General features: G+C 59.8%; 13 protein-coding genes. 12 read left to right on the forward strand and 1 reads right to left on the reverse strand.

Annotated elements, in window-relative coordinates; all coding sequences use genetic code 11:
• The first annotated feature begins 158 nt into the window (after positions 1 to 158).
• From FFS64_RS12700 to FFS64_RS12730, 7 genes are all read left to right on the forward strand, one after another.
• Positions 159 to 1,613 carry a sensor histidine kinase gene (locus FFS64_RS12700; protein ID WP_256660448.1) on the forward strand — a complete coding sequence of 485 codons (1,455 nt, stop codon included), beginning with the start codon at positions 159 to 161 and terminating at the stop codon, positions 1,611 to 1,613.
• Positions 1,614 to 1,759: 146 nt separating this feature from the next.
• Complete coding sequence (locus tag FFS64_RS12705; protein WP_137805680.1) at positions 1,760 to 2,413, forward strand: response regulator transcription factor; 654 nt, start codon at positions 1,760 to 1,762, stop codon at positions 2,411 to 2,413.
• 98 nt (positions 2,414 to 2,511) lie between these two features.
• Positions 2,512 to 2,886, forward strand: a complete 375-nt coding sequence (locus FFS64_RS12710) for a response regulator transcription factor (protein ID WP_137805681.1) — start codon at positions 2,512 to 2,514, stop codon at positions 2,884 to 2,886.
• A gap of 236 nt (positions 2,887 to 3,122) precedes the next feature.
• The gene (locus FFS64_RS12715; protein WP_137805682.1) at positions 3,123 to 4,322 is read left to right on the forward strand and encodes an NAD(P)/FAD-dependent oxidoreductase; all 1,200 of its coding nucleotides are present in this window, start codon (positions 3,123 to 3,125) and stop codon (positions 4,320 to 4,322) included.
• Between the two features lie 97 nt (positions 4,323 to 4,419).
• On the forward strand, positions 4,420 to 4,680 hold the full coding sequence (locus FFS64_RS12720) for a transmembrane sensor/regulator PpyR (protein WP_137805683.1): 261 nt from the start codon (positions 4,420 to 4,422) through the stop codon (positions 4,678 to 4,680).
• 268 nt (positions 4,681 to 4,948) lie between these two features.
• Positions 4,949 to 6,400, forward strand: coding sequence for a sensor histidine kinase (locus FFS64_RS12725; RefSeq protein ID WP_137805684.1), 1,452 nt, complete (start codon positions 4,949 to 4,951; stop codon positions 6,398 to 6,400).
• A gap of 48 nt (positions 6,401 to 6,448) precedes the next feature.
• On the forward strand, positions 6,449 to 7,159 hold the full coding sequence (locus FFS64_RS12730; RefSeq protein WP_305955731.1) for an AraC family transcriptional regulator: 711 nt from the start codon (positions 6,449 to 6,451) through the stop codon (positions 7,157 to 7,159).
• Between the two features lie 142 nt (positions 7,160 to 7,301).
• Here the strand turns inward: FFS64_RS12730 and FFS64_RS12735 are convergent, their stop codons facing one another.
• Complete coding sequence (locus tag FFS64_RS12735) at positions 7,302 to 8,735, reverse strand: mechanosensitive ion channel family protein (protein ID WP_137805685.1); 1,434 nt, start codon at positions 8,733 to 8,735, stop codon at positions 7,302 to 7,304.
• On the opposite strand from FFS64_RS12735, the gene FFS64_RS12740 reads away from it, so the two are divergent.
• The 5 genes from FFS64_RS12740 to FFS64_RS12760 all read left to right on the forward strand — a co-directional run bounded on the left by FFS64_RS12740 (position 8,734) and on the right by FFS64_RS12760 (position 12,808).
• On the forward strand, positions 8,734 to 9,222 hold the full coding sequence (locus FFS64_RS12740; RefSeq protein WP_137805686.1) for a hypothetical protein: 489 nt from the start codon (positions 8,734 to 8,736) through the stop codon (positions 9,220 to 9,222). The genes FFS64_RS12735 and FFS64_RS12740 overlap by 2 nt on opposite strands.
• A 117-nt stretch (positions 9,223 to 9,339) precedes the next feature.
• Entirely contained in the window at positions 9,340 to 9,714 is a 375-nt protein-coding gene (locus FFS64_RS12745) for a response regulator transcription factor (protein WP_137805687.1), read from the forward strand.
• 347 nt (positions 9,715 to 10,061) lie between these two features.
• Entirely contained in the window at positions 10,062 to 11,099 is a 1,038-nt protein-coding gene (locus tag FFS64_RS12750; RefSeq protein WP_137805688.1) for an iron ABC transporter permease, read from the forward strand.
• Positions 11,099 to 11,866 (forward strand): heme ABC transporter ATP-binding protein, encoded by a 768-nt coding sequence (locus FFS64_RS12755; protein ID WP_137805689.1) that lies wholly within the window; start codon positions 11,099 to 11,101, stop codon positions 11,864 to 11,866. Before FFS64_RS12750 ends, FFS64_RS12755 begins: the two co-directional genes overlap by 1 nt.
• A gap of 57 nt (positions 11,867 to 11,923) precedes the next feature.
• On the forward strand, positions 11,924 to 12,808 hold the full coding sequence (locus FFS64_RS12760) for a ChaN family lipoprotein (RefSeq protein WP_137805690.1): 885 nt from the start codon (positions 11,924 to 11,926) through the stop codon (positions 12,806 to 12,808).
• The last annotated feature ends 202 nt before the right edge of the window (positions 12,809 to 13,010 follow it).

The following is a 13,010-nucleotide window of genomic DNA, read 5'->3' on the forward strand; positions in this document are numbered from 1 at the left end:
TCTGCGCCAAGCCCGAATGAAAAGACGAGGCGTGCATGATCGATTCGAAATCAGACAAGCCTGCTGATGCACGCAGTGCGCACTCAATATTGCCGTGCGCATTGAAGGGAGCTTTCAGCAAGATGCTGCCAAACCCAGGCCAAAGGACGACTCGCCCCTTGATCCCTATTAGCCTCAAACCCTTTGAAAACATTCTGGTCTGGCTGATGGGTCTGATCGTGGTCTGCGGGATCATCATCAACACCGAAACCCGCACCGATCTCCCCACCGCGGCGTTGTGCATTGCGGTGTTGTTGATGGCGATCAATCTGTTTTCGATCAGCGCGGTGATCGTGGTCGCCCTGTTCGGCATGCTGGTGCTGACGACGGCATTCCTCTACCACGGCGGATTTGACCGCTGGGAATCGACGGCGGATTTTTACCGCGACCTGACCGCTCTGGCGGCGGTCACTTTGCTGGCGCTGCGCTGCAAAAAAATGTGCGATGGCCTGAATCATAAGGTCGTCTACTTCTCCGGCTCGCAACAGCTGAGCCAGACCGGCTGCCTGGGCTTTCGCAGTGGACGCGAGCAACTCTCCTGGTCGGACCAGTCGGCACGGATCTACGAGTATCCGGTGGGCGTCATGCCGACGGTGTCGATGATTCTGGCGCGCACCCATCCTGCCGATGTCAACCTGGTGCAGGCGGGCTTTGAAAAGGCTGCGCGTCGTGAAGGCCTGATCGAGATCAAACACCGCTTGTTGATGCCTGACGGACGCATCAAGCACGTGCACATGACCGCCACCCCGCTCCACACCCGCCTCGGCTACATTGATTACCTTGGTGCCCTGCGCGACGTGACCGCCAGCAAGCAGGCCGAGCAAGCGCTGTGCCGTGCCCAGACCCAACTGGCCCACGTTTCCCGCGTGACCTCCCTGGGCGAACTGGCGGCGTCCATCGCCCATGAAGTCAATCAACCGCTGGCGGCGATCACCAGCAGCGGCGAAGCCTGTCGCAACTGGCTGAGCCGCCCGGAGCCCGACCTGGTCGAAGCACGCCAGTCACTGGACCGGATCATCGCCAGTTCCAATCGGGCCAGCGAGATCACACGCCGCGTCAGGGCTTTGTCGCGCAAGTGCGACCCGCTGCGCCAGAACGAATCGCTCAACGACATTGTCGGCGAGACCCTGAGCCTGGTCCGCCATGAACTGGCTCATCACAAGATCAATCCGATCATCGAACTGACCGCTTTCGGTGGCCAGGTCAATGCCGACCGTGTGCAACTGCAACAGGTGATCATCAATCTGATCATCAATGCATGCCAGGCCATGGACGCGGTCGACCCTGGCGAGCGATCCCTGAGCGTGCGCACTTGGGTGAAGGACAACGAGGCGGTGCTGGAAGTGGCCGATCACGGACCGGGCATCCCCCCCGACGTCTTGCCGCAATTGTTCATGCCGTTCTTCACCACCAAGGAAAACGGCCTGGGCATGGGGCTTTCCATTTGCCGCTCGATCATCGAATTCCATGAAGGACGGATCTGGGCCACCAATGCCAACGGCCAGGGCAGCGCATTTTTGTTTGCCCTGCCGATACGGGTGGTCAACGACTCGGGTTACGCAGCGGCCCTTTAATACAAAGGTATGGCGCCGGCAAGCCAAGGTATTGAACCACTACCCGCAGGTATGAATGCCGTAAGCCGCGCATGCACTTAATGTAGCGCCCTTCGCAAGGAACACAGCGCAGGGCGGATGCACGTCCACCCCCTTGGGAACAAGCAATGAACGAACAACATCCCATTAATAAAAACAACCTGAGTGAATCCATGGTTTTCGTCGTTGACGACGATGCGCCGCTGCGTGAATCCCTCGGCAGTCTGTTGCGCTCCATTGGCCTGCGGGTCGAATTGTTCGGTTCGGTCGCCGAATTCATGAAGTACAAACGCCCGGATACGGCCAGTTGCCTGGTATTGGATGTGAGGCTGCAAGGCAGCAGCGGCCTGGACTTTCAAAACGAACTGGCCGCCGCCGGCATCAACGTACCCATCGTGTTCATCACCGGGCACGGCGACATCGCCATGACGGTGCGGGCGATGAAAGCCGGGGCGGTGGATTTCCTGACCAAGCCCTTTCGCGAACAGGATCTGATCGACGCGGTGTGCGCCGCCCATGCCCGGGACAAACAGCGCCGCGAATCCGAGCGGCATGCCGATGAGTTGTGTGCGCGACACCAGACCCTGACCGCACGGGAGCAAACGGTGATGGCGTTGGCGGCCTCCGGTTTGATGAACAAACAGATTGCCGGGGAAATCGGCCTGAGCGAGATCACCGTGAAGATCCATCGCGGCCAGGCCATGCGCAAAATGGGTGCGCGTTCATTTGCCGATCTGGTGCGCATGGCCGAGGTGATCTCGGCGCAACCGGCAATCCGGTGACTATACCCACGTATACTGTGCGTCCTTTCAAGACGGCGTATCTTGCAATGATGGCGGACAGCCTCTAAGTGCTCTCCGCTACCAGGCAGGACACAACTATGCGCAATAAGGCAATGATTGCCGTCGTCGATAACGACGAATCCGTTCGAATGGCGCTGGACAGTTTATTGCGATCCAGCGGATATACAGTACGAACCTATGCGGGAGCCCACGAGTTCCTGTTTTCCAATGGACCTGGTGTTACGTCCTGTTTGATCTCTGATATACAAATGCCGGAAATGGACGGCATCAGAATGTATGAAGAACTGGCGGCGATGGGCATTCATATCCCGGTAATTTTCATCACCGGAAACCCCGACGCACAGCGCCCGCCGGGCATCGTCACCCGAGAACCGATCACCTTTCTCCCCAAGCCCTTTGCGACCGACAAGTTGCTCGCCAGTATCGAAACCGCTCTCGAGCGACACAACTAACGCCGGCCAATTCGACCCCGCTAATACCTTGGTATACCCCGATAATACTTAGTCATACTTCGTCTGACCCTATGTAGCAGTGTCAGAAACAAGACCCTCGAATAACATCTGTTTCAGATCAAGCCGAACCCTGTCTATTGGCGTTGTTTAGACACATCGCCACAACTGGCCATGGTGTTCGCGCTGACTTCGCAATACTTTTTTCACGCCCTCGATTGTTCTTCAGGAGCTAAACAATGAAACAGCAGATTTTGATTATCGGTGCAGGGTTCGGTGGAGTCTGGAGCGCATTGAGCGCCGCCCGTCTGCTGGACAAGCATGATCGCAATGACGTCGAGATCACCGTTTTGGCTCCTCAAGCCGAGCTGCGCATTCGTCCGCGTTTCTACGAGCCCAATGTGCACAACATGAAAGCGCCGTTGAACGACTTGTTCGACGCCGTGGGCGTGAAATTCGTCCAGGGTTCGGCTGAAGTGATCGACGAGAAAAACAAGCAGGTCGGCTACACCAAGGTGACTGGCGAACAAGGCCAGCTGAGCTACGACCGCCTGGTGCTGGCCGCCGGCAGCCACCTGATGCGCCCACCGGTCGAGGGGCTCGACCACGCCTTCGATGTCGATACCATCGAATCCGCCACGCGCCTGGAAGCCCACATCCATGCGCTCAAGGACGTGCCGACCAGTGCGGCCCGCAACACCGTGGTGGTGGCCGGCGGTGGTTTCACCGGTATCGAAACCGCCACCGAAATGCCGGCGCGCCTGCGTGCCGTGCTGGGTGACAACGCCGACATCCGCGTGATTGTGGTCGACCTCGCCCCGCAAATCGCCGCGACCCTGGGCGATGGCATTCGTCCATCGATTATCGAAGCGTCGGAGCATCTGGGCATCGAGTGGATTGTCGGCACCAGCGTCGCCTCGATCGATGCTGGTGGTGTCACCCTCGCCAATGGCCAGCGCATCGAGTCCAGCACCGCGATCTGGACCGTCGGTTTCCGCGCAAGCCCCTTGACCGAGCAAGTGCAAGGTACCCGTGATCGCCAGGGCCGCTTGCATGTCGACCAGAACCTGAAAGTGCGCGGTCACGCCGATGTGTACGCCACCGGCGACGTGGCTTACGCCGCGACCGATGAGCTGGGCAACTTTGCAGCGATGTCCTGCCAGCATGCCATTGCCCTGGGCCGCCATGCTGGCAACAACGTCGCCGCCGAACTGCTGGGCGTGGAACCGATTGCCTACAGCCAGCCCAAGTACGTCACCTGCCTGGACCTGGGCGCCTGGGGCGCGGTGTTCACCGAGGGTTGGGATCGCCAGGTCAAACTGGTCAAGCACGAAGCCAAGGAACTCAAGACCCAGATCAACACGGTATGGATCTATCCGCCGGCGGCTGATCGTGCTGCAGCGCTGGCCGCGGCCGACCCGCTGATTCCGGTGGCCTGACGGCCATTGATCGGCAGGGGTTGTCGGGCATTGAACCGCCAGCCCCTATCGCAGCGACCAGTCAGGACGCTTCAAGACGCTTACGCAGGTAATCGATATGTATGATTTTTTCGAGCATCCATCTCGGGTATTGAAGTTGTCCCACGCCCTGCTGATCGGCGGGCTGGTCGCCTTGGTTGTCGGCGCCGTCCTGGCCTATGGCCTGGATCAGTACCTGTCGTTGCCCAGCGTGGTGGTGGCGCACGCCATGACGATTCTCGGCCCGACCGCCATCAAACTCGGCTATGTGATGCGCTTGCTGACGCTCAATCGTCTGCGGCGCCACCCGGCCATTGCCCTGCCTGGCCTTGCCAGCTGATGTGACGTCAACACCCGGATCCCGACCCAGCCCACTCCTTGCTGGACCGGGACATTTCCCAAACGCCCGCCACTCGTTTTTTTGGCGGGCGTTTTTTCTCACGTCCGATCAAGCACAAACCCCGGTCATCCATTGGCTCAGCAAAAGGAATGAACAGCCAATTTCAGTCGTTCTGTAGCACAACAAAAACAAACGCCCTCACAAAGAGTTTGCCCGGCATCACCCGTGCCGAGCGAGTTGCCGTTCGATAGCGAACCCGGAAGAACAAATGTCTATCATCAAACGTTGCAAGAAACTTTTTATTTCAGACGCAATGGCCTGGCCGGCCGCCATTGCTGTTGGCAGCATGATCTTTATCACCAACTCGTTGCTCAACATGGACGTCGCACCGACGCTGCTCTACATCACCCTGGTGTTCATGTCGGCGAACATCTTTTCCGTTCCCATGTTCATCACCGTCGCGGTCAGTTGCATAGGCTTCCTGACCGTCAGTTTCATTGTCGACGAAGGCTATCGTGACCAGAAGCTGATCGCCGGATTCGTGCGCTGCCTGATCGCGCTGACCACCATCACCCTGCTGGCGTTGAGGAGCAAACGGGCGAGCGACAGCTTGCGGCGCAAAGAGGCGTTTTTTCTGGGGGCACAAAAACTCAGCCATACCGGCAGCATCGGTCTCATCGTCGATGATCACAGCGTGTCGTGGTCGGAAGAGTCCGCGCGCATCTTCGAATATCCGCTGGACGTCACACCGACCCTGGCCCTGATCAGGGCACGCACGCATCCCGATGACTGGCCGATTGTCGAAAGTGTTTTCGAAAAGGCCGCCCTTCGGGAAAACCTCATCGAAGTGGAACATCGGTTGGTGATGCCGGACGGACGAATCAAGCACGTACAGATGATCGCCAATCCGTTGTTCAACCCTCACGGGCGCATTGAGTATGTCGGCGCCTTGATGGACGTGACCGCCTCCAGGCAGTCGGAAGAAGCGCTGTTTCACTCTCAGGCAAAACTGGCGCACGTCACGCGGGTGACCTCCATGGGCGAACTGGCCGCATCCATTGCCCATGAAATCAATCAACCGCTGGCCGCGGTGATCACCAGCGGTGAATCCTGCAAGCGCTGGATCAATCGTGCGGAACCGAACCTCGAAGAAGCACGTCGCTCACTGGACCGGATCATCCAAAATTCTTGCCGGGCCTCGGAAGTCATCGCCTGCATCAGGGCGCTATCGCGCCAGAGCGATGTGCAGCGCAAGACCGAAGTGTTCGATGAAATCGTCAGTGACTCATTGACCCTCATGCAGCATGACACCTCCAACCACCAGGTGCGCCCGCACCTGCACTTGGGCGCTCCGGGGGCTCTGGTCAAAGGTGACCGGGTTCAGCTGCAACAAGTGATCATCAACCTGATCATCAATGCCTGCCAGGCCATGGCCAATGTGCATGATCGGCCGCGAACGCTGCGGATTCTCACCTCGGTGCAGGGCAACAAGGCTGTACTCGAAGTCGCCGATGCCGGCACCGGTATTGCCGAAGACATCCTGGCGTCGCTGTTCGATCCGTTCTTCACCACCAAGCACAATGGCCTGGGCATGGGACTCTCGATCTGCCGTTCCATCATTGAATTCCATGGCGGTCGCATCTGGGTCAGCAGCACGGTGGGGGTCGGCACGCAGTTCCTGTTCGCGATTCCGTTGACCACCCTGGCACACGATGAATAACCCTCACTCCCCCCTGACGACGCCATGCGGCGACTTGGAGACCCAGCAGTGTCCATCAATGAAATGAGCAACAACCTTGAACCCACCAACACCGAGCAGACAGCCCCGCGCACCGTCGTATTCGTGGCCTACCCGCAAATGGGCCTGCTGGACCTGACCGGGGCGCAGACTGTCTTCTATGCCGCAAACCGGGGCCTGGTCGAACGCGGTTTGCCAGGTTACGCCCTGCACACGGCCAGCATCGAAGGCGGACCGGTCCCGACTGCCGAGGGCCTGGTGGTGCAGACCCGGCGTCTGAACGAGCTTGCCGATAGTCCGATCGATTCGGTGATTGTCCCCGGCTCCCCGCAGATTCTTCAGGCCATGGCCGACAACCTGGCACTGGTGGACTGGCTACGCGTTGCCCCCGCCACGGCCAGACGTATGGCGTCGGTGTGCAGCGGCACCTTCTTGCTGGCCCAGGCGGGTTTGCTCGATGGTTTGCGCGTGGCTACACACTGGGTGATGGCCGATGTGTTCGAGCAATTGTTCCCGCAGATCGAGCTCGACCGCGAGGCGATTTTCGTGCAGCAGCAGTCGGTGTGGACCTCGGCGGGTATCAGTGCCGGGATTGATCTGGCGTTGGCACTGGTCGAGGCCGATTGCGGTCGTGACGTGGCGATGCAGGTCGCCCGGCGAATGGTGGTCTACTACCGGCGCCCGGACAATCAGGATCAATGGAGCCCGTTGTTGCAATCGCAGTACCCAGCGGGTGCCTGACCGAAAGTGATGATTACCTGTGGCGAGGAAACTTGTCTGTGGGAGCGAGCCTGCTCGCGAAGAAGTCACCTCGGTTTTGAGTGGTGCGGCGGATGACGGTTTCGCGAGCAGGCTCGCTCCCACAGGGGGCCTGTGAAAAGTATTACCTGCGCTGCATCAACCACTGCAACAAACCGCTTTTCTTGATCTCGACAGGTTTTTGCATGACCACGGTTTCGCGGATTTCCTGTCGCTGATCCTGCAGGTTGCTCAAGGCGGTTTTCAGTTCGCCGAGGTGTTCCAGCTGGTTGCCGAACAGGTTTTTTTCAATACGGAACAGCCGGCCGCTGGTGATGCTGCGGAACTCGCCCCGGGACGGTTTATCGGCCAGTATCCCCTCCTCGCCCAAGACTTCACCCGGCCCCATGCGCCCGGCTTCGATGAGTTTTTCGCCGTCGTGAATCGACACCGATACCACCCCGGTGCTGATGATCATCAGGCAATCGGCAACCTCGCCGAACGCCAGGATCACCTCGTCGGCCTGATAGTCCACCGGGGTCATTTCGTCAGCCAGGCTGTCGCGCTCATCGTTGCTCAGCGAGCGGAAGATCCGGACGTCTTCCAGCAGCTGCCGTTGACGGCTCCAGCGCTGTTCTTCCTGGCCATAACCCCAAATGACTCCCGCGGCTTCGAGGTGACGATGGGCGAGGTCGAACATCAGATTGCACACTTCATTCTTGTTCCTGGCCGACGCGATAAAGCCCTTGAGTTCGTACTCGGTGTATTCCAGGTGGGAGCTTTTGACCGATACCTTGGCCGAGCGCGACGGCAACAGCGCCCGGGTCCCGCGCAAGGTTTTTTCCAAAGCATCGATGGCCCGGCGCGGACGCACGCTGCTGGGCACGGCAATGGTCACGCTGATGCCGTTGACATCGCCGGGACGACTGAAATTGATGATCCGCGCTTTCGCCGCCACCGAATTGGGTACCACCGCGATACCGCCCATGTCGGTCAGCAGATGGGTCGTGCGCCAATCGATCTCCACCACCTTGCCCGAGGTGCCATCGATGGAGATCCGGTCATCGAGTTGGTAAGGCTTGGTGGTGTTGAGTACGATCCCGGAAAACACATCGCTCAAGGTGCTTTGCAGGGCCAGGCCGACCACAATCGCCATCGCCCCGGACGTCGCCAGCAAGCCCTTGACCGGCAACTGCAGGACATACGCCGCGGCGCCGACAATGGCGATCAGGAAAATCACCGCCCCCATCAGGTCGTAGAGCAGGCGCGCGCTGTGGCCGGCACGGGACGTCAGGCCATAGCCGAGGATGATGGCCACGGTTCTGGCCGCGAACATCCACCAGCCGATGCCCAGCACCGTGCCCATCAGGTTGAGAATCGGGTCATCCGGCCACAGGGGCGGTTGCAGCGGACTGATGCCGGCGGCGGTCATGACCCAGCTGAATGCCACGAAAATGCCGATGCGCACGCTCAGGCGCAGGTTGTGCCGCGAGGCACCGATCAACTGCCAGGACGCCAGGTCGATGAGGATCAGAATGACACCGCAGATCAACGGATGAGCCTGCAGGAACGTGAACATGGATGATTTCTCCACAACCTTTGATGCAGATGCCCTTTGTACAAACAGAAATCCGCGTGCAATCGCCGTCAGTAAACAGAGTAGCGTTGATGGGAGAAACGCCGCGCCAGAACCGATGCAACGGCTGGCGATCCTGCGTATCGAATCGACCCCGCACTGTAAGTCGCCCATTCACACCGGGCACTCCTACCTCAGTGCTAACCGCTCATACCCGGGTATGAACGACCTGGGTGGCTACGCCGAAACCGCCGCGCTCTATCGACTCAAAGATACTCGCGAGCCACAGTGTTTTGCCGATTGCCTGGCGAGCATTCATCACGGGATACGTCGACTGCGGGCCGCCGACGCCTTGCTGCGTGATTACCGCGAAAGCGCCCTCGCCAACAAGGACAACGCCAGCAAACGCTTCTTTGAAGAATGCATGCGACACAACGCGCACTTCCTCATGCTGATCGAGGACAACCTGGCCGATGAGCAGCCGTGGTAATTAACGCAAAAAACGACTAAACATACCCAAGTATACTATTCCGCTTTTTTGGAGCGCGTATCTTGCAAGTATGGCGGGCGCCACTTAGCGCCACTCGCAATGACGCAAGGTTTTTACATGCTTAACGCACCTATTATTTCAGTTGTTGATGATGACGAATTCATTCTTATCTCACTGGACAGCTTATTGCGTTCTTACGGTTACACAGTAAAAACCTACAACAGTGCCTATGCGTTTCTTCAATCCAGCGGTCCCGAGCAGACCGATTGCCTGATTTCGGATATCCAGATGCCCGGCATGTGCGGGGTCACAATGTACGAAGCGCTGGCGGAAAGAAACACCCATATCCCCACGCTGTTCATCACTGGAAAGTCCGGGCTGCCGCCGAAATTCAGCGATAAGGTGCGAAAACCTGAAGGCTATTTCGCCAAACCCTTCAACACAAATGCACTGCTGGCCTGCATTGAAGCGATATTGAAACGCCGGGCTTAATACTGACCATTCAATCAATTATTCTTTAATACTCTGGTTTAGCCGCCTCAGACTCAGGCATGCACACATTTACCTTTCGCAGAGATGCGCCACGTTTCTTGAACAAATAATATTTTTATCAGTGACTGATTAGTTCAGGACTTTCACTCTTTCTGTGCAACTAAAAACCTCAACGGGTGAAGCACATCCCCTGCAGCTCCCACAAGGTTCATCGGCACCCTCGCCCCATACTCAATCGAGGTCCTGCCCGGCAACAACGGCTGCATCCATGGCATCATCAACGTTCTGATCGACCAAGGAACTCTGCTGATGCTGATGAACTCAACGCTGCGCCGTGAGATCGGCTTATGACGGCTATCGTTCGGCCACGGCCGATGCTGATCACGTTGGGTCTGTTGTTGGTACTGGTGTTCTGGCTGTCCCTGGCCCTCGGGCCGGTCAGCCTGCCGCTGGGCGATACCCTGCTTGCCGGGCTGCGTCTGCTCGGGCTGCCGGTTGACGGCGGCGACACGCAACAGGCGGAGTTGATCCTCGGCCAGATCCGCATGCCGCGCAGTTTACTGGGCATTGCGGTCGGTTCGGTACTCGCACTGTCCGGCGTAGCCATGCAGGGATTGTTTCGCAACCCACTGGCGGATCCGGGACTGGTCGGGGTGTCCGGTGGCGCGGCGCTGGGTGCTGCCATCGCCATTGTCGGCGGCAGCCTGGTCGGCGGTTTGCCGCCGTCCATCGAACCCTATCTGCTGTCGGTTTGCGCTTTTGCCGGTGGCCTGATCGTCACGGCTGTGGTGTATCGCTTCGGCCGCAGCAATGGCCAGACCAACGTCGCCACCATGCTCTTGGCAGGCGTGGCGATGACGGCCATGGCGGGTGCCGGCGTCGGCCTGTTCACCTACCTGGCCGATGACGCCACGCTGCGCACCCTGACCTTCTGGAACCTGGGCAGCCTCAACGGCGCCAGCTACCCGCGCCTGTGGCCGTTGTTGATCGTGACAATTGGCGTGGCGTTGTGGTTGCCGCGTCGCGCGGCGGCGCTCAATGCGATGCTGCTGGGTGAATCCGAAGCGCGGCACCTGGGCTTCAATGTCGAGCGGATCAAGCTGGAACTGGTGTTGTGCACGGCGCTGGGTGTGGGTGCCGCCGTGGCGGCAGCGGGCCTGATCGGGTTTATCGGTCTGGTGGTGCCGCACCTGATGCGGCTGCTGGTCGGTCCGGATCATCGGGTGTTGCTGCCGGCGTCCTTGCTCGCCGGTGCCAGCCTGTTGTTGCTGGCTGACCTGGTCGCCCGCCTGCTGCTGGCGCCGGCCGAGTTGCCAATCGGTATCGTCACCGCGCTCATCGGTGCACCCTTCTTCCTTTATCTGCTGGTACGGGGGCGCTCCTGATGCTGCGCGCTGACAACTTGCTGGTCCGGCGCGGCAGTCGCACCGTGCTGGCGGACATCGATATCGAGTTGCGACCGGGGGAAGTCCTCGGCGTGCTGGGCCCCAACGGCGCCGGTAAAAGTACCCTGCTTGCCGCCTTGTGCGATGAGCTGCCGGCCAGCGAAGGTACGGTCAGCCTCGACGAGCGCAAGCTCGCCGATTGGCCCGGTCAGGAGCGGGCCAAACGCCTGGCGGTATTGCCTCAGAGTTCAAGCCTGAACTTCGCCTTTTCGGTCAATGAAGTGGTGGGCATGGGCCGCTTGCCCCATGCCAGCGGTCGTGTGCGCGATGCCGAAATCGTTGCCCAGGCGCTGGGTGCCGCCGACGCCTTGCACCTGGCCGGGCGCAGTTATCTGGCCTTGTCCGGTGGCGAACGCCAACGCGTACACCTGGCGCGGGTACTCGCTCAGCTGTGGCCGGGCGCCGAGGGGCAGACCTTGCTGCTCGACGAACCGACTTCGATGCTCGATCCATTGCACCAGCACACCATTCTGCAAGCGGTTCGCGATTTCGCCGGGCGCGGTGCGGCAGTGCTGGTGATCCTGCACGACCTCAACCTTGCCGCGCGTTATTGCGATCACCTGCTGCTGTTGCAGGACGGTCGCCCCCACGCCTACGGTACTCCGGACGAGGTCCTGACCGCCGAAGCGCTGGAAGCGGTGTACGGGTTGCAGGTACTGATTCACCAGCACCCGGAACGCGGCCACCCGTTGATTATCGCGCGCTGATACCCGCCCCCTCCCGCCGTGGCGAGCGAGGGGGCCAACGTCTAACAAGGAAAACCGATGCGCATTCTGCTGTTATGCCTGTTCAGCCTGCTGGTGGCCTGCCAAACCCATCACGTCACGCCACCTCCGGCACCGATCGCCCCGCAAGGTCGGGATCATGCCGATCTCGGCGTGATCCGAGAACTCGCCACCGGACGCACCCTGACGCCGCAAGAACTGGTCGAGCGCCTGGCCGTCGCGCCACGGGTACTGGTCGGTGAACAACACGACAACCCCGATCACCATGGCCTGCAACTGTGGCTGCTGCGCGAATTGGCGCAGCAACGTGCGCAAGGCAGCCTGCTGATGGAAATGCTCAACCCCGACCAGCAGGCCAAAGTCGATGCGGCACAGGCCGCCACCCGAGCCGGTCAACCGCCGGCCGATCCTTACCAGGCACTGTCCTGGCAAGCCAATTGGGATTGGAGCGTCTACGGCGCACTGGTCACCTATGCGCTGCGCCAACCCTACCCGCTGCTGTCGGCCAACCTGGACCGGGCGCAGATCAAGCAGATCTACAAACAGCGCCCGACCCTCAGTGGCGAAGCCTCCACCACCCGGCAAGTCCAGACGACCTTGCAGGAAGACATTCGCGAATCCCACTGCGGTTTGCTGCCTGAGGCGCAAATGCCGGCGATGCTCGCCGTGCAGCAGCAACGTGACCGACGCATGGCCGAGCGCCTGATGACGGCACCGACCCCCGCGGTGTTGTTGGCCGGGGCGTTCCATGTGCGCAAGGATCTGGGCGTGCCATTGCACCTGAAAGACCTGGGTGCAGACCAGGGTAATGCGGTGCTTGTATTGGCCGAGGTGGGCAAAACGGTGACGGCCCAAAGCGCGGATTATGTGTGGTATACGGCAGCGCAACCGGAGCAGGATCACTGCGCTAAATTGCGTCGTTAAAAAGCGAAAGATCGCAGCCTTCGGCAGCTCCAGGTCCAATATTCGCCGCGTTTTTGCACGGTGAACACCATTCCTTGCAGGAGCTGCCGCAGGCTGCGATTTTTTGATCGTTACCTAGCTTGGCTTGCGAGAGTAACCAGCCACTATCCCCAAACACTTAAAAAACAGCCCGCCCACGCTGATCGAGTACATCGACAGTTTC

The organism is Pseudomonas sp. G(2018), from assembly GCF_005502415.1.
Classification (GTDB): domain Bacteria; phylum Pseudomonadota; class Gammaproteobacteria; order Pseudomonadales; family Pseudomonadaceae; genus Aquipseudomonas.